This window comes from Pseudomonas sp. NBRC 111143 (assembly GCF_001320965.1).
In the GTDB taxonomy this organism is placed as follows: domain Bacteria; phylum Pseudomonadota; class Gammaproteobacteria; order Pseudomonadales; family Pseudomonadaceae; genus Aquipseudomonas; species Aquipseudomonas machongensis.
Map to the genome: position 1 here is coordinate 32,491 of NZ_BCBT01000015.1, position 25,958 is coordinate 58,448.

At 63.3% G+C, this 25,958-nt stretch carries 19 protein-coding genes; 3 read left to right on the forward strand and 16 right to left on the reverse strand.

The annotated features are described in order from the left end of the window. Positions 1-153 precede the first annotated feature (153 nt). A complete protein-coding gene (locus tag APH44_RS10850) occupies positions 154-1,950 on the forward strand; it encodes a glycoside hydrolase family 15 protein (protein WP_054892696.1) in 1,797 nt (598 codons plus the stop codon). Positions 1,951-2,028: 78 nt separating this feature from the next. Here APH44_RS10850 and nuoN read toward each other — a convergent pair whose 3' ends face one another. The 15 genes from nuoN to APH44_RS10925 all read right to left on the reverse strand — a co-directional run bounded on the left by nuoN (position 2,029) and on the right by APH44_RS10925 (position 20,269). Further along, entirely contained in the window at positions 2,029-3,498 is a 1,470-nt protein-coding gene (gene nuoN, locus APH44_RS10855; protein WP_054892697.1) for an NADH-quinone oxidoreductase subunit NuoN, read from the reverse strand. A gap of 7 nt (positions 3,499-3,505) precedes the next feature. Beyond that, positions 3,506-5,038 carry an NADH-quinone oxidoreductase subunit M gene (nuoM, locus tag APH44_RS10860; protein ID WP_054892698.1) on the reverse strand — a complete coding sequence of 511 codons (1,533 nt, stop codon included), beginning with the start codon at positions 5,036-5,038 and terminating at the stop codon, positions 3,506-3,508. A 58-nt stretch (positions 5,039-5,096) separates the two neighbouring features. After that, positions 5,097-6,950, reverse strand: a complete 1,854-nt coding sequence (gene nuoL / locus APH44_RS10865; RefSeq protein WP_054892699.1) for an NADH-quinone oxidoreductase subunit L — start codon at positions 6,948-6,950, stop codon at positions 5,097-5,099. Further along, on the reverse strand, positions 6,947-7,255 hold the full coding sequence (gene nuoK, locus APH44_RS10870) for an NADH-quinone oxidoreductase subunit NuoK (RefSeq protein WP_023631349.1): 309 nt from the start codon (positions 7,253-7,255) through the stop codon (positions 6,947-6,949). Before nuoK ends, nuoL begins: the two co-directional genes overlap by 4 nt. A 3-nt stretch (positions 7,256-7,258) precedes the next feature. After that, on the reverse strand, positions 7,259-7,759 hold the full coding sequence (gene nuoJ / locus APH44_RS10875; protein WP_054892700.1) for an NADH-quinone oxidoreductase subunit J: 501 nt from the start codon (positions 7,757-7,759) through the stop codon (positions 7,259-7,261). Positions 7,760-7,769: 10 nt separating this feature from the next. Beyond that, the gene (nuoI, locus tag APH44_RS10880; protein WP_011534620.1) at positions 7,770-8,318 is read right to left on the reverse strand and encodes an NADH-quinone oxidoreductase subunit NuoI; all 549 of its coding nucleotides are present in this window, start codon (positions 8,316-8,318) and stop codon (positions 7,770-7,772) included. Between the two features lie 11 nt (positions 8,319-8,329). Then, positions 8,330-9,337 (reverse strand): NADH-quinone oxidoreductase subunit NuoH, encoded by a 1,008-nt coding sequence (gene nuoH / locus APH44_RS10885; RefSeq protein ID WP_016488222.1) that lies wholly within the window; start codon positions 9,335-9,337, stop codon positions 8,330-8,332. Further along, positions 9,334-12,048 (reverse strand): NADH-quinone oxidoreductase subunit NuoG, encoded by a 2,715-nt coding sequence (gene nuoG, locus APH44_RS10890; RefSeq protein WP_054892701.1) that lies wholly within the window; start codon positions 12,046-12,048, stop codon positions 9,334-9,336. The genes nuoH and nuoG overlap by 4 nt, the downstream gene beginning before the upstream one ends. Before the next feature lie 132 nt (positions 12,049-12,180). After that, complete coding sequence (gene nuoF / locus APH44_RS10895; protein ID WP_054892702.1) at positions 12,181-13,545, reverse strand: NADH-quinone oxidoreductase subunit NuoF; 1,365 nt, start codon at positions 13,543-13,545, stop codon at positions 12,181-12,183. Beyond that, positions 13,542-14,039 carry an NADH-quinone oxidoreductase subunit NuoE gene (gene nuoE, locus APH44_RS10900; RefSeq protein ID WP_012313767.1) on the reverse strand — a complete coding sequence of 166 codons (498 nt, stop codon included), beginning with the start codon at positions 14,037-14,039 and terminating at the stop codon, positions 13,542-13,544. Before nuoE ends, nuoF begins: the two co-directional genes overlap by 4 nt. A gap of 2 nt (positions 14,040-14,041) precedes the next feature. Further along, positions 14,042-15,823 (reverse strand): NADH-quinone oxidoreductase subunit C/D, encoded by a 1,782-nt coding sequence (gene nuoC / locus APH44_RS10905; RefSeq protein WP_054892703.1) that lies wholly within the window; start codon positions 15,821-15,823, stop codon positions 14,042-14,044. A gap of 79 nt (positions 15,824-15,902) precedes the next feature. Continuing rightward, positions 15,903-16,580: an NADH-quinone oxidoreductase subunit B family protein gene (locus APH44_RS10910; protein ID WP_029614113.1), complete on the reverse strand. Its 678-nt coding sequence runs from the start codon at positions 16,578-16,580 to the stop codon at positions 15,903-15,905. Positions 16,581-16,590: 10 nt separating this feature from the next. Next, positions 16,591-17,004 carry an NADH-quinone oxidoreductase subunit A gene (locus APH44_RS10915; protein ID WP_003251427.1) on the reverse strand — a complete coding sequence of 138 codons (414 nt, stop codon included), beginning with the start codon at positions 17,002-17,004 and terminating at the stop codon, positions 16,591-16,593. A 709-nt stretch (positions 17,005-17,713) separates the two neighbouring features. Further along, on the reverse strand, positions 17,714-19,039 hold the full coding sequence (gene aceA, locus APH44_RS10920) for an isocitrate lyase (protein ID WP_054892704.1): 1,326 nt from the start codon (positions 19,037-19,039) through the stop codon (positions 17,714-17,716). A gap of 495 nt (positions 19,040-19,534) precedes the next feature. Next, positions 19,535-20,269: a secretin N-terminal domain-containing protein gene (locus APH44_RS10925; protein ID WP_054892705.1), complete on the reverse strand. Its 735-nt coding sequence runs from the start codon at positions 20,267-20,269 to the stop codon at positions 19,535-19,537. Between the two features lie 181 nt (positions 20,270-20,450). On the opposite strand from APH44_RS10925, the gene APH44_RS10930 reads away from it, so the two are divergent. Beyond that, on the forward strand, positions 20,451-22,160 hold the full coding sequence (locus tag APH44_RS10930) for a S8/S53 family peptidase (protein ID WP_054892706.1): 1,710 nt from the start codon (positions 20,451-20,453) through the stop codon (positions 22,158-22,160). Positions 22,161-22,292: 132 nt separating this feature from the next. Then, entirely contained in the window at positions 22,293-23,735 is a 1,443-nt protein-coding gene (locus APH44_RS10935; RefSeq protein ID WP_054892707.1) for a SulP family inorganic anion transporter, read from the forward strand. 66 nt (positions 23,736-23,801) lie between these two features. Here APH44_RS10935 and fusA read toward each other — a convergent pair whose 3' ends face one another. After that, positions 23,802-25,913 (reverse strand): elongation factor G, encoded by a 2,112-nt coding sequence (gene fusA, locus APH44_RS10940; RefSeq protein WP_054892708.1) that lies wholly within the window; start codon positions 25,911-25,913, stop codon positions 23,802-23,804. Between the last annotated feature and the right edge of the window lie 45 nt (positions 25,914-25,958).

The window sequence follows — 25,958 nt, forward strand, 5'->3', positions numbered from 1 at the left end:
TGATCCTTCACGGGTTGGGGCTGGGGAGAACAGTAGCAGGCCAGGGGGGCGACGTCGTTGATGTACTGCAGGATTCGGGCGAGGGGCGCAAAGCGTGCTCGGTTGTGGTCACAAGCAACAGAGCGAACCCAAGCCTCAATCCAAGGAGCTCCAATGCCCGCGCACATCGAAGACTATGCCCTGCTTGGCAACTGCCGTAGCGCAGCCCTGGTCAGCCGCGATGGTTCGATCGACTGGCTGTGCCTGCCCCGTTTCGACGCCCCGGCGGTGTTCGCCGCCTTGCTCGGCAATGAAGAAAATGGTCGCTGGCGCCTGGCGCCCAGTGACCCGGTGGAGCAGTGCAGCCGGCAGTACCTGGGCGATACCCTGGTACTGGAAACCACCTGGACCACTGCCAGCGGCCGTGCTCGGGTACTCGACTGCATGCCCCTGGGTGAAGAGAACGCCGTGCTACGAATCGTCGAAGGTCTTTCGGGGGAGACCCGATTCGAGCTCGATCTGGTGCTGCGCTTCGACTATGGCCGCAGTGTTCCCTGGGTGGAGCGGCTCGATCCACTGACCCTCAGTGCCGTTGCCGGCCCCGACCGGCTGATCCTGCGTAGCACGGTCGCGTTGCATGCAATGGACCATCACAGCGTCTGCCGCTTTCATGTGGGCGCGGGCGAGCGGCAGGTGTTCGCCTTGCGTCATCAACCCTCGCACCTGCCCGACACGCCGGATTTCGACGCCGATCAGGCGCTGGCGCGCACGTTGGAGCACTGGCAGGACTTCGCTGCCCGCTGCCCTGACATGGGGCCGCACAGCGCTCTGGTGCGTCGGTCGCTGTTGACCCTCAAGGCGCTGACCTATGCGCCCACCGGCGGGATCGTCGCTGCGGCCACCACTTCGCTGCCCGAGCGCATTGGTGGCGAGCGTAACTGGGACTATCGCTATTGCTGGTTGCGGGACGCCACCATGACCCTGCTGGCGTTCATGAACCTGGGGTACTTCGATGAAGCGCAGGCCTGGCGCGAATGGCTGCTGCGCTCGGTGGCCGGTAATCCGGAGCAGATGCAGATCATGTATGGCCTGGCAGGCGAGCGCGACCTGGCCGAGTTCACCTTGCCCTGGCTGGCCGGGTATGAACGCTCAAGCCCGGTGCGCATCGGCAACGCAGCCTCCGGGCAGCGCCAGCTGGATATCTATGGTGAGGTGGCCGATGCCATGGCCCAGGCGATCAAGGGCGGGCTGCCCCGCCACCCTCGCAGTGCCGCAATCGCCCGGTTGATCATGCCGTATGTGGAGCGCATCTGGCGCGAGCCCGACGAAGGAATCTGGGAGGTGCGTGGCGGTCGCCAACAGTTCGTGCATTCGAAGGTGATGGCCTGGGTTGCGTTCGCCCGTGCGGCGAGTCTGGCTGAAACCACCGAGGAGGATCGCGAACGGGGCAGGCATTATCGTCAGGTAGCCGAGCAGATTCACCGAGAGGTGTGCGAGCAGGGGCTGGACGCTGGTGGGCAGTACTTCGTGCAGGCCTATGGTTCGGACGAGCTCGATGCCAGCCTGTTGCAGATTGCCCTGACCGGTTTTCTGCCAGCGGAAGATCCGCGCTTCTTGCGGACGCTGGAACAGATCGAGCATCGTCTGCTGAAAAATGGTTTGTTGCTGCGCTACGACAGCGACAGTTGCAGCGATGGCCTTGCGCCGGGGGAGGGGACCTTCCTGGTGTGTTCGTTCTGGTTGGCTGACGTGTATGTGCTGCTGGGGCGTCAGGTCCAGGCGCAGGCCTTGTATGACCGCCTGACCGGGTTGTGCAACGACGTGGGCCTGCTGGCCGAGCAGTACGATCCGCTCGGGCAGCGAATGCTGGGGAATTTTCCCCAGGCGTTCAGTCACATCGGCATTATCAATACCGCATTGAATCTGCACCGAGCTGAATGCCCGGCGCGTGACCGTGCTCGCTGTAGTTGAAGGCGGTGGCCGGTTTTGCCGGACCCTGAAACAAGACACCCCGCCGAGGCGGGGTGTCTTGATACAGCGCAGAACGGATCAGCCCACCAGGTGCAGGCCAGCCTGCTGAACCAGTTCCAGCAACGGCTGCGGGTATACACCCAGCACGAAGGCCAGGATCGCAACGGCCAGCAGCATGACGCCGCCGGTACGCTGTTCCCACTTCAGCGGCGCATCGTGACGACGCAGGTTCGGCTCTACCAGGTACAGGGTCACCATGACCCGCAGGTAGTAGTACACGCCGATGGCGCTGCCGATCACCAGAGCACCGACCAGCCACCACAGGTGCGATTCGACGCCGGTGGCGATGATGTAGAACTTGCCGATGAAGCCTGCAGTCAGCGGGATACCGGCCAGCGACAGCATCATCACGGTCAGTACCGCGGTCAGGTACGGACGGCGCCAGAACAGGCCGCGGTACTCGTACAGCGCGTCGGCGTCACGGCCGGCGTACGGCGAGGACATCAGGGTGATCACGCCGAAGGCGCCCAGGCTGGTGATCACGTAGGTGACCAGGTACACGCCCATGGCCTCCAGTGCCAGGCCCTTGCTCGCCACCAGGGCGATGACCAGGTAACCGAAGTGGGCGATGGACGAGTAACCCAGCAGACGCTTGAGGTTGCTCTGGGTCAGCGCCAGCAGGTTACCGACCAGGATCGAGGCGACGGCGATCACTGCCAGTACGGTGCTCAGCACGCCACTGCTGGCGGCAGGGGAGAGCATGAACAGGCGCACGACCACGGCGAATACCGCAACCTTGCTGGCGGTGGCCAGGAAGGCGGCGACCGGTGCCGGGGCACCTTCGTACACGTCCGGCGTCCACAGGTGGAAAGGCACGAGCGACAGCTTGAAGGCCAGGCCTACCAGCATCATGCCCAGGCCCAGCTGGGCCAGCAGGCTTGGCATGCTGGTGGCGGCCAGGGCCTTGCCCAGCTGGTCGAAGGTCAGGGCGCCGGCATCGGCGTAGAGCAGGGCCATGCCGAACAGCAGGAAGGCCGAACCTGCAGCCGAGAGCACCATGTACTTGATGCCGGCTTCCAGCGAGCGCTTGTTGAAGAACGCGTAGGCTACCAGGCCATAGACCGGCACCGACAGCAGCTCCAGGCCGATGAACAGGCCTGCCAGGTGGTTGGCGCTGACCAGCACCAGGCCCCCGAGCGCCGACATCAGCAGCAGCAGGTAGAGTTCTTCACGGTTGCCCGGGAAGCCCTTGGAGCCTTCGCCCAGGTAGGCGTGGGCGAGGGTAACGCAGGCCAGGGTGGCCACCAGGATGATCGCCATGTACAGGCAGGCGAACTTGTCGATGGTCACCAGCGAGGTGACCGCCAGCGGTGCGACTTTCAGTGCCGGCAGGATCGACAGCAGGGCCAGGTTCAGGCCCACGGTGGACAGCAGGAAAGTCTGCGAGTGGTTGCGCTTCCAGGCGATCGCCAGCATCACCACCACCGTGGTGATGGTGGTGATCAGCATCGGCGCCAATGCGATGAAGTGTTGAGTGGTGAATTCCATAGCGCTCTTACCGGGCCGAAGCGAGTTGAGTGAAAGCGGAACCGAGCCACTGCTGCACACCGCTCATGGTGGCGGCAGAGGTGTCGAGGAACGGCTGCGGGTAGACGCCCAGCACGATCAGCAGCACCGCCAGGCCCAGCACCATGATCAGCTCGCGTCCGTCCATGCCGGCCAGCACGGTGTCGGCTTTGGCCGGACCGAAGTAGGCGCGGTGGATCATGATCAGCGAGTAGACCGAGCCGAACACGAGGCCGGTGGTGGCAATCACGGTGATCCATGGCACGTGGGCGAAGCTGCCGATCAGGATCAGGAACTCGCCGACGAAGTTGCCGGTGCCCGGAAGGCCCAGCGACGCGGCGGCGAAGAACAGGCTGATGGCTGGCAGATACGCGATGCGGTGCCACAGGCCGCCCATCTGGCGCATGTCACGGGTGTGCAGGCGCTCGTAGAGCTGGCCGGACAGGATGAACAGCGCCGCAGCCGACAGGCCGTGGGCCAGCATCTGGATCACCGCACCCTGCAGGGCCTGCTGGCTGCCGGAGTAGATACCGATCAGCACGAAGCCCATGTGCGAGACGCTGGAGAAGGCGATCAGGCGCTTGATGTCGGTTTGGGCGAAGGCCAGGAAGGCGCCGTAGAAGATACCGATCAGGCCCAGGGTCATGGCGATCGGCGCGAACTCGGCCGAGGCGTTCGGGAACAGCGGCAGGGCGAAGCGCAGCAGGCCGTAGGCCGCAGTCTTCAGCAGGATGCCGGCGAGGTCGACGGAGCCTGCAGTCGGCGCCTGGGCGTGGGCGTCAGGCAGCCAGGAGTGGAACGGAACCACTGGCAGCTTGACCGCGAAGGCGATGAAGAAGCCCAGCATCAGCAGGTATTCGACACCTGGCGGCAGCTGTGCCTTGAGCAGGTCGCTGTAGTTGAAGGTGATCACCCCGGTGGCGTTGTAGTTGACCAGCACTAGGCCAAGGATCGCCACCAGCATGATCAGGCCGCTGGCCTGGGTGAAGATGAAGAACTTGGTCGCCGCGTAGATCCGCGTCTTCTTGCCATCTGCCGAGCTGTGACCCCAGAGCGCGATGAGGAAGTACATCGGCACCAGCATCATTTCCCAGAAGAAGAAGAACAGGAACAGGTCCAGCGCCAGGAACACACCGACCACGCCGCCGAGGATCCACATCAGGTTGAGGTGGAAGAAGCCGACGTGGCGCTGGATCTCTTTCCACGAGCACAGCACCGACAGCACACCGAGCAGGCCGGTGAGCAGGATCATCAGCAGCGACAGGCCGTCCAGGGCCAGGTGGATGCTGATGCCGAAGCGCTGGATCCACTGGACTTTGTATTCCACAGCCCAGGCAGGTTCGGCGCCCGGAGCGGGGGCGAGGGTGTAGTCACCGGTGCCCCACAGCCACAGGCCGATACCGAGCAGCAGGGACATGGTCAGCAACGCGATCCAGCGCGGCAGGGTGGCGCCGAAGCGCTCACCCAGCCAGCACAGGAAGCCGCCGATGAAGGGGATCAGGATCAGCCAAGGCAGAATCATGACGGGTTCGTTTCCTTTCGCAGAGTCGCAAGGTTCGCGAGGTTCGCAATATTCATGGTCATACCGCGGCCACTACCACGGCGCCGAGCACGAGCACGGCACCTACGGCGATAGAGGCGGTGTACCAGCGCAGCTGACCGGTCTCGGTCTTGCTCATGGCGACGTGGCCGCCGCGAGCCATGCGAGGAATCAGGCCGATACCGCGGTCAACCGGGTCCTTGCGCAGGATGTGGCTGATCAGCAGGTAAGGTTTGACGAACAGCTTGTCGTAGATCCAGTCGAAGCCCCAGGCGGCGAACCACCAGGCCGACAGGACGCGACCGATGCTGCTGTTGGCGATCGCGGTGACCAGGCGACGTTTGCCCAGGAACAGCACCGCAGCCAGCAGGATACCGGCGATGGCGATGGCGCCCGAGGCGATCTCCAGCGAGTGCTTGGCTTCGCCGCCGGCGTGGCCGGCGCTCTCAGGCAGCACGCCTGCCAGCGGCGGGTGGATCCAGGCGCCGACGAAGGTCGACAGCACGATCAGCACGCCCAGCGGCAGCCAGTGGCTGATGCCGTGGCCAGCGTGGGCTTCAGTCTTCGCTTCGCCGTGGAAGGCGATGAAGATCAGGCGGAAGGTGTACAGCGAGGTCATGAACGCGCCGACCAGGCCTGCGTACAGCAGGTTGGTGTTGCCGCTGGCGAAGGCTTCCCAGAGGATCTCGTCCTTGGAGTAGAAGCCCACGGTCAGGATCGGCAGGGCGGCCAGGGCAGCACCACCAACCACGAAGCTGGCGTAGGCCAGTGGCAGCTTCTTCCACAGGCCGCCCATCTTGAAGATGTTCTGCTCGTGGTGGCAGGCAACGATCACCGCACCGGAGGCAAGGAACAGCAGGGCCTTGAAGAAGGCGTGGGTCATCAGGTGGAAGATCGCCGCGTCCCATGCGCCAACGCCCAGGGCGAGGAACATGTAGCCGATCTGGCTCATGGTGGAGTAGGCGAGGATACGCTTGATGTCGGTCTGCACCAGCGCGGCGAAGCCGGCCAGTACCAGGGTGATGCCACCCACTACGCCAACCAGGTGCAGGATGTCCGGCGCCAGGGTGAACAGGCCGTGGGTACGGGCGATCAGGTAGACGCCTGCGGTGACCATGGTCGCGGCGTGGATCAGTGCCGAAACCGGGGTCGGGCCGGCCATCGCGTCGGCCAGCCAGGTCTGCAGCGGCAGCTGGGCCGATTTACCGACCGCACCACCGAGCAGCATCAGGGTGGCCAGGACCATCCAGGTGTCGCCCGCCTGGAATTTCTGCGGTGCCAGCACCAGCAGTTCCTGGACGTTCAGCGTACCCAGCTGGGCGAACAGGATGAACAGGCCGATGGCCATGAACACGTCGCCGATGCGGGTGACGATGAAGGCCTTCAGTGCCGCGTTACCGTTGTTGCGGTTGCTGTAGTAGAAACCGATCAACAGGTAGGAGCACAGGCCTACACCTTCCCAGCCGAAGTAGATGAATAGCAGGTTATCGCCCAGGATCAGGAACAGCATGCTGGCGATGAACAGGTTGGTGTACGAGAAGAAGCGCGAGTAACCGGCTTCGCCACGCATGTACCAGGAGGCGAACAGGTGGATCAGGAAGCCCACGCCGGTGACCACGCCGAGCATGGTGACCGACAGGCCGTCCAGGTACAGGGTGAAGTTCGGCGCGAAGCCGTCCACCGACATCCACTGCCACAGCAGCTGGCTGTACGCACCGCCTTCAGGCGGCGCGACGTTGAACTGCCAGATCACGTAGGCGGCGGTCGCGGCCGAGAGGCCGACCGAACCGACGCCGATCAGGGCGGACAGGTTCTCAGAGAACCGCCCGCGCGAGAACGACAGCAGCAGGAAGCCGATCAGGGGAAAGACGAAAGTCAGGAAGAGAAGGTTCATCCGCGCATCTCACTGGCAGCATCGATGTCGAGAGTGTGGAAGCGGCGATACAGCTGCAGCAGGATTGCCAGGCCAATGCTGGCCTCGGCGGCTGCCAGGCTGATCACCAGAATGAACATCACCTGACCGTCGGGCTGGACCCAACGGGCACCGGCGACGATGAACGCCAGGGCTGCGGCGTTCATCATGACTTCCAGGCTCATGAGCACGAAGAGGATGTTGCGGCGGACCATCAGCCCGACCAGACCTAAGCAGAACAGGATGCCGGCGACCGCCAGACCATGCTCGAGAGGGATAGCACCCATGATTTACTCCTTCGCCTCGTTGCGGCCCAGGTGGAAGGCGGTGACGGCCGCGGCCAGCAGCAGCATCGAGGCCAGTTCGACTACCAGCAGGTAGGGGCCGAACAGGCTGATGCCGACGGCCTTGGCGTCAACCGTGGTACCGCTGATGGCAGCGCCGCTCGGATTGGCGAACAGCACGTACAGCAGCTCCAGCAGCAGCAGGGCGGCGAGGATCACCGGCCCTGCCCAGATGCCCGGCTTGAGCCAGCCACGCTCCTGGGCGACCGAAGCCGGCCCCAGGTTGAGCATCATGACCACGAAGACGAACAGCACCATGATGGCGCCAGCGTAGGCGATCACTTCCAGGGCGCCGGCGAACGGCGCACCCAGGGAGAAGAAGATCATCGCCACGGAGATCAGCGAAATGATCAGGTAGAGCAGGGCGTGCACGGGGTTTGTGCCGGTCACCACCCGAAGGGTGGAGACCACGGCGATCCCGGATGCGAAGTAGAAAGCGAATTCCATCTTTCTGTCCTTATGGGAGCAAGCTCTTCACGTTGATCGGCTCGGCTTCGTTCTGCGCAGAGCCTTTCGGCTTGCCAGCGATGGCCATACCCGCAACACGGTAGAAGTTGTAGTCAGGGTTCTTGCCGGGGCCGGAGATCAGCAGATCTTCTTTCTCGTACACCAGGTCCTGACGCTTGAACTCGGCCATTTCGAAATCCGGGGTCAACTGGATCGCGGTGGTCGGGCACGCCTCTTCACACAGGCCGCAGAAGATGCAACGCGAGAAGTTGATGCGGAAGAACTCCGGGTACCAACGGCCGTCCTCGGTCTCGGCTTTCTGCAGCGAGATGCAGCCGACCGGGCAGGCCACCGCGCAAAGGTTGCACGCTACGCAGCGCTCCTCGCCGTCGGGGTCGCGGGTGAGGACGATGCGGCCGCGATAGCGTGGCGGCAGGTACACGGGCTCTTCGGGGTATTGCAGGGTGTCGCGCTTGCGGAACCCGTGGGAGAACACCATCACCAGGCTGCGCAGCTGAGTGCCGGTGCCCTTAACGATGTCGCCGATATATTTGAACATGGGTCAAATCCTCACTGGGCCGCGACGGCTGGCGTGTTGTAGAGCACGATCGCAGCGGTCACCAGCAAATTGATCAGGGTCAGCGGCAGGCAGAACTTCCAGCTGAAGTCCATCACCTGGTCATAGCGCGGGCGCGGGATCGAGGCGCGCAGCAGGATGAACAGCATGATGAAGAACGCGGTCTTCAATGCGAACCACAGGAACGGCAGTTGCGGCAGGATGCCGAACGGGCCGTGCCAGCCACCGAAGAACAGGGTGACCAGCAGCGCCGAGATGAGGATGATGCCGATGTACTCACCGACGAAGAACATGCCCCATTTCATGCCGGCATACTCGATGTGGTAGCCGTCGGCCAGTTCCTGTTCCGCTTCCGGCTGGTCGAACGGGTGACGGTGAGTCACGGCGACGCCAGCGATGAAGAAGGTGCAGAAGCCGAAGAACTGCGGAATGATGAACCACAGGTTCTGAGCCTGGTATTCAACGATGTCGCGCATGTTGAACGAGCCCACCTGTACCACCACGCCCATCAGTGCCAGGCCCAGGAACACTTCGTACGACACGGTCTGCGCCGAGGCCCGCAAGCTGCCCAGCAGGGCGTACTTGTTGTTGGACGACCAGCCGGCGAACAGCACCGCGTAGACCGACAGGCCGGCCATGGCGAAGAAGAACAGCAGGCCGATGTTCAGGTCGGCAACGCCCCAGCCCGGTGTGATCGGGATGATCGAGAAGCCGATCAACAGGGCGCTCATGGCCACGACCGGCGCCAGGGTGAAGATCATCTTGTCGACGAAGGGTGGGTTCCAGTCTTCCTTGAAGAACATCTTCAGCATGTCGGCGGCGATCTGGAACATGCCGAACGGGCCGACACGGTTCGGACCGTAGCGGTCCTGCCACCAGCCCAGCAGGCGGCGCTCGACGAAGCTGAGCAGGGCGCCGCAAACCACCACGGCCAGCAGCACCACGATAGCCTTGACGACCTGGATGATCACATCGATCACTTCGGGGGTGAACCAGCTCATTGTGCTGCCTCCTGCAGGCCTTCGACGGATGCACCGAAGATGGCGGGCGGAATGCCGGCCAGGCCTTTGGGCAACGCCACCAGGCCAGCGCCCAGTTCTTCATTGATGCGTAGCGGAAGGCGCAGCGAAACGCCCGCGACGTTCAGGCTCAGCAGTGCGCCGTCGTTGACGCCCAGGCGGTCGGCTTCGGACTTGGCAAGGCCCACATAGGCCGCCGGGATACGTTCCTGTACCGGTGCAGCACGCGAAGAGTTCTCCTCGCTGCCGAACAGGTGGAAGAACGGCACGGCAGTCCAGGTCCCGCGCGCCGGGTTGAAGGCAGCCGGGATGCTGTTGAACCAGTTCAGGCGATCGCCTTGCGATTCGATCAGGCGCACGCCAGGGTCACCGGCACGCAGGTGGCCACCGACTTCATCCTGGAACTTGTTCCAGGCCTGCGGGGAGTTCCAGCCTGGCGACCAGGCGAATGGCACTTGCTGGCGCGGTTCGGCCGAGCCCGAGTAGCCTTCCATCGAGAAGGCGAACGCGGTGTCCTTGTCCTGCGGTGTGCGCGGCTCGTGAACGCTGATGTTGGCGCGCATGGCGGTGCGGCCCGAGTAGCGCAGCGGCTCACGGGCAAGCTTCATGCCCTTGATGCGGAACGCGGCGCTTGGCGCTGCGTTGACGATGCCAGCCAGTTGCGGTGCGGCGTTGGCGCAGGCGCTGGTGACGTGGTCCAGTTGGGTCCAGTCGACCGGCTTGTTCAGCAGGGTGGCACGCAGGGCGTGCATCCAGCGCCAGCCTTCGTGGATCTGGATGCTGCTGTCCAGGTACTGCGGGTCGAACACCTGGAAGAAGCGCTGGGCGCGGCCTTCCTGGCTGACCAGGGTGCCGTCGCCTTCGGCGAAGGATGCAGCGGGCAGGACCAGGTCGGCGCGGTCGCTGGTGGCGGTCTTGGAATGGTCGGCGACGATCACCACTTTTGCAGCGGCGAGCGCAGCATCGACCTTGGCCGCTGGCACGCGGGTGTACAGGTCGTTCTCCAGCACGACGATGGCGTCGGCCTTGCCGGTGATGACGGCGTCCAGTGCAGCATCGACCGAATCGCCACCCATCATGGCCATGCCGAGGCTGTTGGCCTCAGGCACGACCAGGCTCAGCGAGCCGTTCTTCTCGCGCAGCTTGAGCGCCTTGGCGATGTTGGCCGCGGCTTCGATCAGTGCGGCGTCAGCCAGCGAAGTACCGGCAACCACCAATGGGCGCTTGGCGGCGACCAGGGCGTCGGCGATGCGCTGGGCCAGCGCCTTCGCTTCGGCGTCCAGGCCTTCGACGGCGGGTGCGCTCGGGTCGATGGCGTGGGCCACGGCGAAGCCCAGGCGGGCGAGGTCGGCAGGGGCTGCGTGTACGCATTCCTCGGCGACGTCATCGAGCTTGGTCTCGGCCAGCGAGGCAATGAACAGCGGGTACAGCGCGTGCTGGCCGATGTTCTTCACCGCGGCGTCGAGCCATGGCTGCACCTTCATGCCTTCGGCCATGGCCTCGGCCTTGCCCTTGGTGGCCTGGCGAACAGCCAGGGCGACGCGGGCGGCGGTTTGCGTGAGGTCTTCGCCGAGTACGAACACGGCGTCGTGGTCTTCGATGTCGCGCAGGGTCGGCACCGGCAGCGGGCTGTTGTTCAGCACGTCCAGCACCAAACGCACGCGGCTCAACTCACCGGCTTCCATACCCGAGTAGAAATAGTCGGCGCCGACCAGCTCGCGCAGGCCGTAGTTGCTCTCGAGGCTGGCGCGCGGCGAGCCGATGCCGACGATGGTACGACCGCGCAGCAGGTCAGCGGCTTTGTCCAGCGCGGCGTCGAGGCCCAGCTTGCTGCCATCGGCCAGCAGTGGCTGGCGTGGACGGTCGCTGCGGTTGACGTAGCCGTAGCCGAAGCGGCCACGGTCGCACAGGAAGTACTGGTTCACCGAGCCGTTGAAGCGGTTCTCGATGCGGCGCAGTTCGCCGTAGCGCTCACCGGGGCTGATGTTGCAGCCGCTGGAGCAGCCGTGGCAGATGCTCGGGGCGAACTGCATGTCCCACTTGCGGTTATAGCGCTCGGAGTGGGTCTTGTCGGTGAACACGCCGGTCGGGCAGACCTCGGTCAGGTTGCCGGAGAACTCGCTCTCCAGCACGCCGTCTTCAACGCGACCGAAGTACACGTTGTCGTGGGCGCCATAGACACCCAGGTCGGTACCGCCTGCGTAGTCCTTGTAGTAGCGCACGCAGCGGTAGCAGGCGATGCAGCGGTTCATCTCATGGGCGATGAACGGGCCGAGGTCCTGGTTCTGGTGGGTACGCTTGGTGAAACGGTAGCGGCGCTCGTTGTGGCCGGTCATTACCGTCATGTCCTGCAGGTGGCAGTGACCGCCTTCCTCGCACACCGGGCAGTCGTGCGGGTGGTTGGTCATCAGCCACTCGACGACGCTGGCACGGAACGCCTTCGACTCGTCATCGTCGATGGAGATCCAGGTGCCGTCGGAGGCAGGGGTCATGCAGGACATGACGATACGACCACGGGTGTCGTTCTCGTCGGTGTACTGCTTGACCGCACATTGCCGGCAGGCGCCGACGCTACCGAGCGCCGGGTGCCAGCAGAAATAAGGGATGTCGAGGCCGAGCGACAGACAGGCCTGTAACAGGTTGTCTGCACCGTTGACTTCGAGCGCTTTGCCGTCTACGTGGATAGTGGCCATGGTTCAAAGTTCTTCGTTGGCCCGCGTGAGCAGGCGTGGCTAATGGAAATCGGTGAGCTTGCGGCCGGCCGCGAATCGTTCGGGCCGGCCTGCAAGCTGGCGGGTGGCACGGACCACCCGCGATTCATCTTGTTATGCGCCGACCACAATCGGCTTGGCCAGGTTCGGGCGCAGGGTGTCGGCAGCGCTAGCGGGCGCGACACCGGCCTCGAACTCGGACCGGAAGTATTTGATGGCACTGCCGAGCGGCTCCACGGCACCCGGTGCGTGAGCACAGAAGGTGCGGCCTGGGCCGAGGAAGTTGACCAGACCCAGCAGGGTCTCGATGTCTTCGGCGCGGCCTTGGCCTTTCTCCAGGGCGCGCAACATCTTCACGCTCCATGGCAGGCCGTCACGGCATGGTGTGCACCAGCCGCACGACTCGCGGGCGAAGAACTCTTCCATGTTGCGCAGCAGCGAGACCATGTTGATGCTGTCGTCGACCGCCATGGCCAGGCCCGTACCCATGCGGGTGCCGACCTTGGCGATACCACCGGCGTACATCTGTGCATCCAGGTGTTCTGGCAGCAGGAAGCCGGTACCAGCACCGCCTGGCTGCCAGCACTTGAGCTTGAAGCCGTCGCGCATGCCGCCGGCGTAGTCTTCGAACAGCTCGCGGGCGGTCACGCCGAATGGCAGTTCCCACAGGCCCGGGTTCTTCACCTTGCCGGAAAAGCCCATCAGTTTTGTGCCATGGTCCTCGCTGCCTTCGCGGGCCAGCGACTTGTACCAGTCGTTGCCGTTGGCGACGATGGCCGGGACGTTGCACAGGGTTTCGACGTTGTTCACGCAGGTCGGCTTGCCCCACACGCCGACAGCGGCAGGGAAGGGCGGCTTGGAGCGTGGGTTGGCGCGGCGGCCTTCGAGCGAGTTGATCAGTGCGGTTTCTTCACCGCAGATGTAGCGGCCGGCACCGGTGTGCACGAACAGCTCGAAGTCAAAACCGGAGCCCAGGATGTTCTTGCCCAGCAGGCCTGCAGCCTTGGCTTCATCGATGGCACGGTTGAGGTTCTTCGCTGCCGTGGTGTACTCGCCGCGCAGGAAGATGTAGCCACGGTAGGCCTTCAACGCGCGGGCGCTGATCAGCATGCCCTCGACCAGCAGATGGGGCTGTTGCTCCATCAGCATGCGGTCTTTCCAGGTGTTGGGCTCCATTTCGTCCGCGTTGCACAGCAGATAGCGGATGTTCATGGATTCGTCTTTGGGCATCAGGCCCCACTTCACGCCAGTGGGGAAGCCTGCGCCGCCGCGACCCTTGAGGCCGGAGTCCTTGACGCTTTGCACGATGTCGTCGGCGGACATGTCGGCCAGGGCCTTGCGGGCCGCGGCGTAGCCGTTCTTGGACTCGTACTCGGCCAGCCAGACCGGCTCGCCGTCATCACGCAGGCGCCAGGTCAGCGGGTGGGTTTCAGCCGAGCGCGCGATGCGGTTGGCCGGGCCGAAGGAAGTGATGGTCATACGTAACCCTCCAGCAGTTTGGAGACGCCTGCAGGCTGCACGTCGCCAAAGGTGTCGTCGTCGATCATCAGCGCGGGGGCCTTGTCGCAGTTGCCCAGGCAGCACACCGGCAGCAGGGTGAAGCGGCCATCGGCGGTGGTCTGGCCCAGGCCGATGCCCAGTTCGCTCTGGATCTGGCTGACGACCGATTCATGGCCGCCGATGTAGCAGACCATGCTGTCGCACACGCGAATGATGTGGCGACCGACCGGCTGGCGGAAGATCTGGCTGTAGAAGGTGGCCACGCCCTCGACGTCGCTGGCAGGGATGCCCAGCACTTCGCCGATCGCGTAGATGGCGCCGTCCGGCACCCAGCCGCGTTCCTTCTGCACGATTTTCAAGGCTTCGATGGACGCCGCGCGCGGGTCCTCGTAGTGGTGCATCTCGTGCTCGATGGCCGAGCGCTCGGTTTCGCTCAGGGCGAAACGGTCGGTTTGGATAAGCGTGCTGTTCATGCTTAGCGGTCCACGTCAGCCATAACGAAGTCGATACTGCCCAGGTACGCGATCAGGTCCGCGACCATGCTGCCCTTGATCACCGAAGGGATCTGCTGCAGGTGCGGGTAGCTCGGGGTACGGATCCGGGTGCGGTAGCTCATGGTGCCGCCATCGCTCGTCAGGTAGTAACTGTTGATGCCCTTGGTCGCCTCGATCATCTGGAACGACTCGTTGGCCGGCATGACCGGGCCCCACGAGACTTGCAGGAAGTGGGTGATCAAGGTCTCGATGTGCTGCAGGGTGCGCTCTTTCGGTGGCGGCGTGGTCAGCGGGTGATCCGCCTTGTACGGGCCTTCCGGCATGTTGCGCAGGCACTGGTCGATGATGCGGATACTCTGGCGCATCTCCTCGACACGGACCATGCAGCGATCATAGGCATCGCCGTTGTGGGCCAGCGGTACTTCGAACTCGAAGTTCTCGTAGCCGGAGTAGGGACGGGCTTTGCGCAGGTCGAAGTCGCAACCGGTGGCGCGCAGGCCGGCACCGGTGGTACCCCACTCCAGCGCTTCCTTGGTGTTGTATGCGGCAACGCCGATGGTACGGCCCTTGAGGATGCTGTTCTGCAAGGCGGCCTTGGTGTATTCGTCCAGGCGCTTGGGCAGCCATTCGACGAAATCCTTGACCAGCTTGTCCCAGCCGCGCGGCAGGTCGTGGGCAACGCCGCCGATGCGGTACCAGGCCGGGTGCAGACGGAAACCGGTGATCGCCTCGATCACGGTGTAGGCGCGCTGGCGGTCGGTGAAGGTGAAGAACACCGGGGTCATGGCGCCGACGTCCTGGATATAGGTACCCAGGAACAGCAGGTGGCTGGTGATCCGGAAGAACTCGGCGAGCATGATGCGAATCACGTCGACTTTTTGCGGCACCTGGATACCGGCCAGCTTCTCGACCGCGAGGACGTACGGCAGGTTGTTCATTACCCCACCGAGGTAGTCGATACGGTCGGTATAGGGAATGAAGCTGTGCCAGGACTGACGCTCGGCCATCTTCTCGGCACCACGGTGGTGGTAGCCGATGTCCGGGACGCAGTCGACGATCTCTTCGCCGTCCAACTGCAGGACGATACGGAAGGCACCGTGGGCAGAAGGGTGGTTGGGGCCGAGGTTGAGGAACATGTAGTCCTCGTTGGCGCCCTGGCGTTTCATGCCCCAGGCCTCGGGGTTGAAGCGCGCCGATTCCTCTTCAAGCTGCTGCTTGGCGAGCGTGAGGCTGTAGGGATCGAATTCGGTGGCGCGGGCAGGGTAGTCCTTGCGCAGCGGGTGACCTTCCCAGGTCGGAGGCATCATGATCCGGCTGAGGTGCGGGTGGCCGGCAAAGTCGATGCCGAACATGTCCCAGACTTCGCGTTCGTACCAGTTGGCGTTCGGCCAGATACCGGTCACGGTCGGCAGGTTGAGGTCGCCCTCGCTGAGCGACACCTTGATCATCACGTCGCTGTTACGCTCGACCGACAACAGGTGGTAGAACACGCTGAAGTCGGCGGCAGGCAGGCCGCGGCGTTGAGTGCGCAGGCGCTCGTCGACGCCATGCAGGTCGTACAGCATGCTGTAGGGCTTGGCCACGCCCCGCAGGAAGCTGAGCACTTCCTTGAGCTGGGCGCGCTTGACCCACAGTACGGGCATGCCGGTGCGGGTTTCCTGGGCGACGAATGCTTCGGCGCCAAAGCGGTTGTTCAGTTCGACGACCACATCTTGGTCGTCAGCCTTGTAGGGCGGAATGAAAATAGCGGTGTCCGCTGTCATGGTCTCGGTCGCTTTGGGTCAACGTTGAGAATGAAGCCAGGCCGCCGGCTCCTTGGGGAGCGGGCGGCAGGTCGCTGGATCAGACTTCGTCGGGGCTGCGCAGGTTGGTTACCGCAATGCGCTGTTCACGACGCAGGTCTTTCTGGGCAGGCATCTCGGCACGATAAATACCTTGATCACCAACCACCCAGGAGAGTGGGCGTCGTTCTTGGCCGATCGATTCCTGCAACAGCATCAAACCTTGCAGGAAAGCCTCGGGGCGCGGCGGGCAGCCAGGCACATAGACGTCCACGGGGAGGAACTTGTCGACCCCCTGAACGACCGAGTAGATGTCGTACATGCCACCGGAGTTGGCGCACGAACCCATGGAAATGACCCACTTGGGCTCGAGCATCTGCTCGTAGAGGCGCTGGATGATCGGCGCCATTTTGACGAAGCAGGTACCGGCGATGACCATGAAGTCGGCCTGGCGCGGCGAGGCCCGGATGACTTCGGCGCCGAAGCGGGCGATGTCGTGGGGTGCCGTGAAGGCCGTGGTCATTTCCACGTAGCAGCAGGACAGGCCGAAGTTGTACGGCCAGAGGGAGTTCTTGCGACCCCAGTTGACCGCGCCACGCAGCACATCTTCGAGTTTCCCCATGTAGATGTTCTTGTGGACCTGGTCTTCGAGCAGTTGGTCGGTGACGGTTTCCCGATCACCTACCGGGTACTGCTCGTTGGGCGCATCCGGATCGATTCTGGTGAGATTGTATTGCATTGCCAAAGCCTCATTGTTTCAGCTTCGCTTGCCGCTTGCGGCGACCTTCGGGAGCCCAATCAAGAGCACCGACGCGCCATAGGTAGACAAGACCTGCCAACAGAATTGCTATGAAAACGAGAGCTTCGACGAATCCGGTCCAGCCGCTTTCGCGGACGGACACAGACCATGCAAAGAGAAAGAGGGCTTCGATATCGAAGATCACGAACAGCATCGCGACCAGATAGAATTTGGCGGACAGGCGCAGGCGGGCGCTGCCAACGGGCAGCATGCCGGATTCGAAGGGTTCGTTCTTGGCGCGACCCCAGGCCTTGCTGCCGAGCAGGCTGGACAGGCCGAGCATGAAGGCACACAGGCCGACGACACCCAGGAGGAAGATGGCAAAGCCCCAGTTGTGGGCGATGAGTCCTGCCGAATCGGACATGCTTGAAATCCTTATACAGAGACCCAGCTCTGCAGTCTGAAATAAGTAGAGCGGCGACGCGGTGTCGCTGATGCAGTGACCAAATGTCGCAGCTGAATCAATCGCGCTGATTTTATGGGTAAACCCACGGCAAGTAAAATTTCCAGTGCAAAATTATTCGTAGGATTAAGAACAAAAATCTTTCGTAAATCGCTGAAAGCCTTGATTTTCGGGCATTCCAATCAGATTTGTTAATTATGTTTCTTGGTTGGCGTAACGAGTCTTCAACTTAATAATGATAATTAATATCATTTGGCTGAGCCGCTGTTTGCCGAGCTATCTGATACCTGTCTAGTTCAACTCGCAATCTTGTCACTTGCAAATGAGAAAAACTCTCATTCTAGCAGTTGCAGCGTTTTCGTGTACCGCTCTGGGTCAATGTTTCGGCGAATGACGGGGCGACGGGGGCGGGCGGCAATGGCAAGGAAGCGCAATCGAGCAAGCCGGGTGCGGGCTGTGCTTCTTTATATAGGGGGGCATTCAGGCGTTGGCTTGGACGAGGCATGTGGCAGTCCTTGCTTGCTGTGCTGCCTCAAGCATAGACCTGATCTCGGGGTTTGCCTCGTCGTCAGGACATCAGGGGTCTGCAGGGTGAAGCAGTGGTGGGGCAGGCAGGCAAAAGAAAGCCCGGGGCTTTCTCAAGCCCCGGGCCTCTGTCAGCAATCCACTATCAGTGGAACTGCTCTTCCTCGGTCGAACCGGTCAGTGCCGTCACCGACGAAGCGCCACCCTGGATCACGGTGGTCATGTCGTCGAAATAGCCGGTGCCCACTTCCTGCTGGTGCGCCACGAAGGTGTAGCCCTTGCTGGCGTCGGCGAATTCCTGCTCCTGCAGTTTCACGTAGGCGGTCATGTCGTTGCGGGCGTAGTCGTGCGCCAGGTTGAACATGCCGTGCCACATGTTGTGGATGCCGGCCAGGGTGATGAACTGGTGCTTGTAGCCCATCGCCGACAGTTCGCGCTGGAACTTGGCGATGGTGGCATCGTCCAGGTTCTTCTTCCAGTTGAAGGATGGCGAGCAGTTGTACGACAGCAGTTGGTCCGGGTACTCCTTCTTGATCGCTTCGGCGAAGCGACGGGCTTCGTCCAGGTCCGGCTTGGCGGTTTCGCACCAGATCAGGTCGGCGTACGGGGCGTAGGCCAGGCCGCGGGCGATGGCCTGGTCGAGGCCGGCACGTACCTTGTAGAAGCCTTCACGGGTACGCTCGCCGATCACGAACGGCTGGTCGTAAGGGTCGCAGTCGCTGGTCAGCAGGTCGGCAGCGTTGGCGTCGGTGCGGGCGAGGATGATGGTCGGTACGCCCGCAACGTCAGCGGCCAGACGCGCGGCCACCAGCTTCTGTACGGCTTCCTGGGTTGGCACCAGTACCTTGCCACCCATGTGGCCGCATTTTTTCACCGAGGCCAGCTGGTCTTCGAAGTGCACGCCGGCGGCGCCTGCCTCGATCATGTTCTTCATCAGCTCGTAGGCGTTCAGCACGCCGCCGAAACCGGCTTCGGCGTCAGCCACGATCGGTGCGAAGTAGTCGATGTAGCCATCGTCGCCTGGGTTCTTGCCGGCTTTCCACTGGATCTGGTCGGCGCGGCGGAAGGCGTTGTTGATGCGCTTGACCACGGTCGGTACCGAGTCGACCGGGTACAGCGACTGGTCAGGGTACATGGACTCGGCCGAGTTGTTGTCGGCGGCTACCTGCCAGCCGGACAGGTAAATGGCCTGAATGCCGGCTTTTACCTGCTGCACGGCCTGGCCGCCGGTGAGGGCGCCCATGCAGTTGACGAAATCTTTTTCGGGCCGGAAGGACGGGTGGGCACCTTGGGTGACCAGCTTCCACAGTTTTTCTGCGCCTTGACGAGCAAAAGTGTGCTCTGGCTGCAGGGAGCCACGCAGGCGAACGACATCGGCGGCGGTGTAGGTACGGGTCACGCCTTTCCAGCGCGGGTTTTCGGCCCAGTCTTTCTCGAGGGCTGCAATTTGCTGTTCGCGTGTCAGTGCCATGGAAATAAACCTCGTCGCATCGATCTTGAGTGTAGTTGTGCGGATGCTCAGGGCGCGGAATCAGAGGCCTGGCGGCTGTCCTGTCCGGGGGAGTGCGGCGGCGAACGGGGAAGGCTCGAAGGGGAAGGGGGTGCAGTTCAGGCGAAGGTGTCCCCAGCAGGTCGGCTCGTGGATGCCTTGCTGCGGTGCGACGTCGATTGCCGGTTCTGCGGTGATGCGCTTCCGTCCCTCGGGACAACTTCTTCGTTGCAGTCGCAATCCCGTCGAACCGCCTTGTGGGCCGTATAGACACAGGACGCCTCCGGGGGTGTCGGGAGGGCGTCCCGAAGGCCCTTGCCAGGGCCCCTGATTAGCGGGAGCGAGGCCATCATGCCCTTGGCGAAAAGAGCCTGTCAAATGTTTTGTAGTGCTTTTTTAGGCTTACTACATCTTTGGTCTAATGCGACTCTGCAGTCAGTTTCAAGGCCCTTGGTCGAGGCCTTGAACGGCCTGGGATCAGTCGAGAAGGTCGACTTTGACACGTAGCGTCATGTTTTCACCGCGCTGGGTGCTGTAAGTGAGGGCCGAAGGGCTATTGTCGGCCTGACTCTGCTGGTTGTACCCCGCCAGGGTGATCCACTCGCCGAGCCTTCCAGAGACAGTCGTGTCGGTACTCTGCACCTTCACTACATCCTGGCGTTCCTGGCTCATTCGATCATTATTGGTGCTGATTTGCAGACGAACCGTTTCACCGCTGACGCTCGGCGTGACGTAGAAGCCCTGGGTCACATTGCGGTATTGGGTGTCGCTCTGGATGCGTCCGTAACCATCGGTCGAGGTGCTGGTGATGGGGATGCTCTGGCCGATCTGGATCAGCGCCGGCTGGCCTTCGCTGGCCTGGATCTGCTGCAGGCCGCCTTCGCGGTTGCTGGTGCCGTACTGGATGACCCGGGCGTTGCCGCGGTTGTCCTGGTAGTTGCTGTCGTTGTTGTCGACGCTGATCAGCAGGCGTTTGGGCGCAGTGTCCAACTGCTGTAGCAAGGCGCGCAGGTCGTCGATGCGTTCCGGGCTGGCATTGACGATCAATTTGTTCTCGAAGGCGCTGACGGTTCCGTCCTTTCCAAGAAAGGCCTGGGCGGTCGGCAGCAGCTCGGCGCTGCTGCGGTGCTGCAGCGGCACGACTTCGGTGGCCGCCTGTGCGGTGAGGCTGGCCGCCAGCAGCAGGGCGGTGACGAGGGGGCGTAGCGGCATGTTCGTGGTCTCCGCAGGTTGAATAGACATGATGGCAAATTTGCCAGCATTGTGCCGTGTCTGGATCACAGGGATTTAAAATTTGCAGTGCGGCTGCGGAGCTTTCGCGGGCTACCGTCAACAGCTGAACCATCGCCTGAGCGCTGGGGTCGCAGCAAAAAGACCACGGCAGACCCTCAGCATGAAGCGCTACCTACCTTTGTTGTTGCTTGCTCTTGGACAGAGTGCCATCGCCGAGCCGCGCATCCAGCAGTTGCAGCGCTGCGGCGATTTGCTGTCCGAGGCCTCGCAGCACTGGTGCCTGCGCGCGCAAGGTCTGGAGCACCAGGCTCCACAGGTGTGGCTGGGCGACCGGGCCTTGCCTGCCAATGCCGTGCTGCGCGAGGGCGACAGGCTCGAGTTCACGCTCGACCAGCCCGGTCCGAGCGCTCCTTTGTGGCTGCAGGTCGGCGGGCAGAAAAGCAATCCGGTCTGGCTCACTCGCCAGCGCAGCCATGTGGTCGCCGCAGGCCCGCACGAGGTGGCCAGGAACATGGACGGCCTGACCACCTACCTCGACCTGGTCAGCCTGCTGATCGAGGAAAAGCACAACGGGCGCGAGGAGGCGCAACGTATCGCCGACAAATATGGTGCGCAGGTGGTGGGGGCGATCCCGCCGTTGAACGTCTACCAACTGCGCCTGCCGGTACGTGATCTTGTACAGCGCGATGCGATGATCCTGCGCATGGGCAGCGAGCTCAGCGTGGACGCGGTGATCGTCGAAGAGTCGGCGCCGGAGCGAGGTGAGGAAGGCGAGGGCGGCAAGGCTACGGTCATCGACCAGGCCGATGAGTGGGCGGCCAATCGTTTCACGGATGCCCTGTACTACTACCAGCGCCGGGTCCCGGCCTCGAACGTGCCGGTACAGCCGATACGCGTGGGCGTGATCGAGCGCGAGCTGGATTTCGACGCTGCGCCCTTTCAGGCTTATCGCGGCGCCTGCGGGCCAAGACAGACTTGCCTTTATGGCCGCGACGGCGCACGTGCGCAGAGTCACGGCAGCCACGTCGCCGGTATCCTGGCCGGGCACGGGGAGGGGGTGGCAGGTGGCTTTCTCAGCGGCCTGGGCAAGGCCAGCCCCGGGTTCGAGGTGATCGTCGAGCGCAACTCGGATGCAGGTATCACCGCCAACATCGCCGCGTCGGTCAACCTGGTCGAGGACGGCGTACGGGTGCTCAACTGGAGTTGGGGTATCCACCGCGTCGGCGCCAGAAGCGTGGAGGGCGACGAGGTCGATTCGCTGGTGCGCTCGGGGTTGGCCATGAGTGGCTACGAGGAGTTGCTCGAGGAATTCTTCCTGTGGCTGCGCAGCGAGCACCCGGATGTGGTGGTGGTCAATTCCGCGGGCAATGGCTCGTCATGGTCTGGCACCGATGAATACCGTTTGCCATCGTCGTTCGTGACCGAGCAGTTGCTGGTGGTGGGCGGGCATCAACGCAGCGAGCGCGACACCGCGGTCGAGGATCCGCAGCATGTGGTCAAGCGCCGCAGCTCCAACGTCGACATGCGTGTGGATGTCAGTGCGGCAGCCTGCCTGCAACCTGCCGATGCTGGCAAGCCGCACTGCGGTACGTCCTACGCGACGCCGTTGGTGGCTTCGACGGTGGCAGCGATGTTGTCGATCAATCCGCAGCTTACGCCCGAGCAGGTGCGTATGTTGCTGCGCCGCAGTGCCCTGACCATGGGCTCTGAACAGGACTTCGAGGCGATGGATGCCGAGGACCTGACTGCGCCGATCCTGCCGTCGGAGCGCAATGGTCGTCTCAATGACCCTGACCTGGGCCGCTCGGCGCGGCTGGACATGCAGCGCGCGCTGGATCTCGCGGTGCAGAGCCGGGAGCGGGTGCGCTGAGCAGAGCGGCGGTGGCCGCTGTCAGACAAATTCCGTAACATCGCGCCCCTCGATTTGCTTCCGCTCGTGTGATTGGGGTCACCCAGTGCACCCGCGCGCGGTCGCCCAGACTGGACACTTCACAGGATCTACATGAAACCCGCCCGACTTCGCGCCGACGTCCTCGCTGGCCTGACCACCTCCTTCGCCCTGGTGCCCGAGTGCATCGCCTTCGCCTTGGTGGCGCACCTCAATCCGCTGATGGGGCTCTACGGTGCCTTCATCATTTGCACCCTGACCGCGTTGTTCGGCGGTCGCCCAGGGATGATCTCCGGTGCCGCCGGGTCGATGGCGGTGGTGATCGTGGCCCTGGTCGTGCAGCACGGTGCCCAGTATCTGTTGGCCACGGTGCTGCTTGGCGGGATCGTGATGATCCTGTTCGGCGTGCTGCGCCTTGGCAAGCTGGTGCGGCTGGTGCCTTACCCGGTGATGCTTGGCTTCGTCAATGGCCTGGCCATCGTCATCGCCATGGCCCAGCTCGAGCATTTCAAGGACGGCGAGCACTGGCTCGGCGGGAAGCCGCTGCTGCTGATGGTCGGCCTGGTAGCCCTGACGATGCTGGTGGTCTACGTACTGCCGAAGCTGACCCGCGCGGTGCCGCCAGCGCTGGTGGCGATTGTCGGTGTGGGCCTGCTGGTCTACCTGCTCGAGCTGCCGACCCGCACCCTCGGCGACATGGCGCACATCGCCGGCGGCCTGCCGCAACTGGCCTGGCCGGAGGTGCCCTGGAACCTCGAGACGCTGAAGATCATCGCCCCCTATGCGCTGGTGATGGCCATGGTCGGTCTGCTGGAAACTTTGCTGACCCTCAATCTCACCGATGAGATTACCGAGAGCCGCGGTTTCCCTGATCGTGAATGTGTGGCGCTGGGCGCGGCCAACATGGTGTCGGGGCTGTGCGGTGGCATGGGCGGCTGCGCGATGATCGGCCAGACCGTGATCAACCTCAGTTCCAATGGCCGCGGTCGGCTATCGGGCGTGGTGGCGGGAGTGATGATCCTGCTGTTCGTGTTGTTCCTGTCGCCGCTGATCGAGCGTATTCCGCTGGCGGCACTGGTCGGGGTGATGTTCGTCGTGGCGCAGCAGACCTTTGCCTGGGCGTCGCTGCGAGTACTGCACAAGGTGCCGAAAAGCGATGTGTTGGCGATCATTGCCGTGACGGTGGTCACGGTACTGACGGACCTGGCCGCCGCGGTGCTGTTCGGGATCGTCATCGCGGCCATCAACTTCGCCTGGCAGCATGCTCGTGAGCTGTATGCCGATAGCCACGAGGATGGCCAGGGCGGCAAGATTTACCAGGTGCATGGCACCTTGTTCTTTGCCTCGACCACACCGTTCCTCGAGCAGTTCGATCCGGCGCAGGATCCGCAGAGCGTGACGCTGGACTGCAAGCACCTGAGTTTCGTCGACTACTCGGCGATCGCCGCGTTGAAGACCCTGCGCGAGCGGTATTCCCGTGCGGGCAAGCACCTGCGCGTGGTGCATCTGTCGGAGCGGTGCAAGAAGCTGTTGCGGCGGGCAGGCGAGCAGCCTTGAGGTTCTGAGTCGGCGAGACCGTCGCCATCGCGGGGCAATCGGGACCCCGCGATGAGCTCGCCTGGGCTATTCCCCCCGGTTCTTCTTCACGATGCCATCGGCGATACTCGCCGGCGCCTCTGCATAGCGCGTGAACTCCATCGAGAAGCTGGCTCGGCCTTGGGTCATCGAGCGCATCGAGGTGGCGTAGCCGAACATCTCGCCCAACGGGACCTCGGCGCGAATCACCTTGCCGGCGGGCGTCTCGTCACCATCCTGGATCATCCCGCGGCGACGGCTCAGGTCGCCCAGAATGTCGCCCTGGTACTCCTCGGGCGTTACCACCTCGACCTTCATCACCGGCTCCAGCAACACCGCGCCGCCTTTCTGCGAAAGCTGCTTGGTCGCCATGGATGCGGCGATCTTGTACGCCATTTCGTTGGAGTCGACGTCGTGGTAGGAGCCGTCGAACACTGCGGCCTTGAGGTTGATCAGCGGATACCCGGCGAGCACGCCGTTCTTCATCTGTTCCTCGATGCCTTTCTGGATTGCCGGGATGTACTCGCGCGGCACCACGCCGCCGACGATCTCATTGATGAACTCCAGGCCTTCCTTGCCTTCGTCGCCCGGGGCGAAGCGGATCCAGCAATGGCCATACTGGCCGCGTCCGCCAGACTGTCGGACGAAGCGGCCTTCGATCTCGCAGGTGTTGCGGATTTTTTCGCGGTAGGCGACCTGTGGTTTGCCGATGTTGGCTTCGACGTTGAACTCCCGGCGCATGCGGTCGACGATGATGTCCAGGTGCAGCTCGCCCATGCCCGAGATGATGGTCTGCCCGGTCTCTTCGTCGGTGCGCACGCGGAACGAGGGGTCTTCCTGGGCGAGCTTGCCCAGGGCGATCCCCATCTTCTCCTGGTCGGCCTTGGTTTTCGGCTCGACCGCGACCGAGATCACCGGGTCCGGGAAGTCCATGCGCTCGAGGATGATCGGCTTGTCGATGTCGCACAGGGTATCGCCGGTGGTCACGTCCTTCATGCCGATCAGCGCGGCGATGTCGCCCGCGCACACGTCTTTGATTTCGGCACGCTGGTTGGCGTGCATCTGGACCATGCGGCCGATGCGTTCCTTCTTGCCCTTGACCGAGTTGAGCACCGCATTGCCGGAACTGAGTACGCCAGAGTAGACGCGAGCGAAGGTCAGGGTGCCGACGAAGGGGTCGGTGGCGATCTTGAAGGCGAGTGCGGAGAACGGTTCCTTGTCGTCGGCATGGCGCTCGAGGTGCTTTTCCTCGTCGTCCGGGTCGGTGCCCTTGATTGCAGGGATTTCGCTTGGGGCGGGGAGGTAGTCGATTACCGCGTCGAGCATCAGGGGCACGCCCTTGTTCTTGAACGAAGAGCCAAGAATGGTCGGTACGATCTCGTTGGCGATGGTGCGTTGACGCAGGGCGGCCTTGATCTCGTCGATGCTCAGCTCTTCGCCTTCAAGAAACTTAAGGGTCAGTTCGTCATTGGCTTCGGCTGCGGCCTCGACCATGTGCGCGCGCCATTCGTCGGCCAGGGCCTGCAGTTCGGCGGGAATCGGTTCTTCGCGGTAGCTGGTGCCCTGGTCGGCGTCGTTCCAGTAGATGGCCTTCATTTTCACCAGGTCGATCTGGCCGATGAAGTTTTCTTCGCTGCCGATGGCCAGTTGGATGGGCACCGGGTGGTGGCCCAGACGCTGATCGATCTGCTTCACCACGCGCAGGAAGTCTGCCCCCTGGCGATCCATCTTGTTGATGTAGGCCAAGCGTGGCACGTGGTACTTGTTGGCCTGGCGCCACACCGTCTCGGACTGCGGCTCGACCCCGTCGGCGCCGCTGAACACCACCACCGCGCCATCGAGCACGCGCAGCGAGCGCTCCACCTCGATGGTGAAGTCGACGTGGCCGGGGGTGTCGATGATGTTGAAGCGGTATTTGTCGGCGAACTGCTTGGTCGAGCCTTGCCAGAACGCCGTGGTTGCCGCCGAGGTGATGGTGATGCCGCGCTCCTGCTCCTGGGCCATCCAGTCCATGGTCGCGGCGCCATCGTGGACCTCGCCCATCTTGTGGTTGACCCCGGTGTAGAACAGGATGCGTTCCGTTGTGGTGGTCTTGCCGGCATCGACGTGGGCGACGATGCCGATATTGCGGTACAGCTCGATGGGTGTAGTGCGGGCCATGGCAGGTCACCTGCAGGTGAGGATTCTCCCACGGTAGCAGACCGG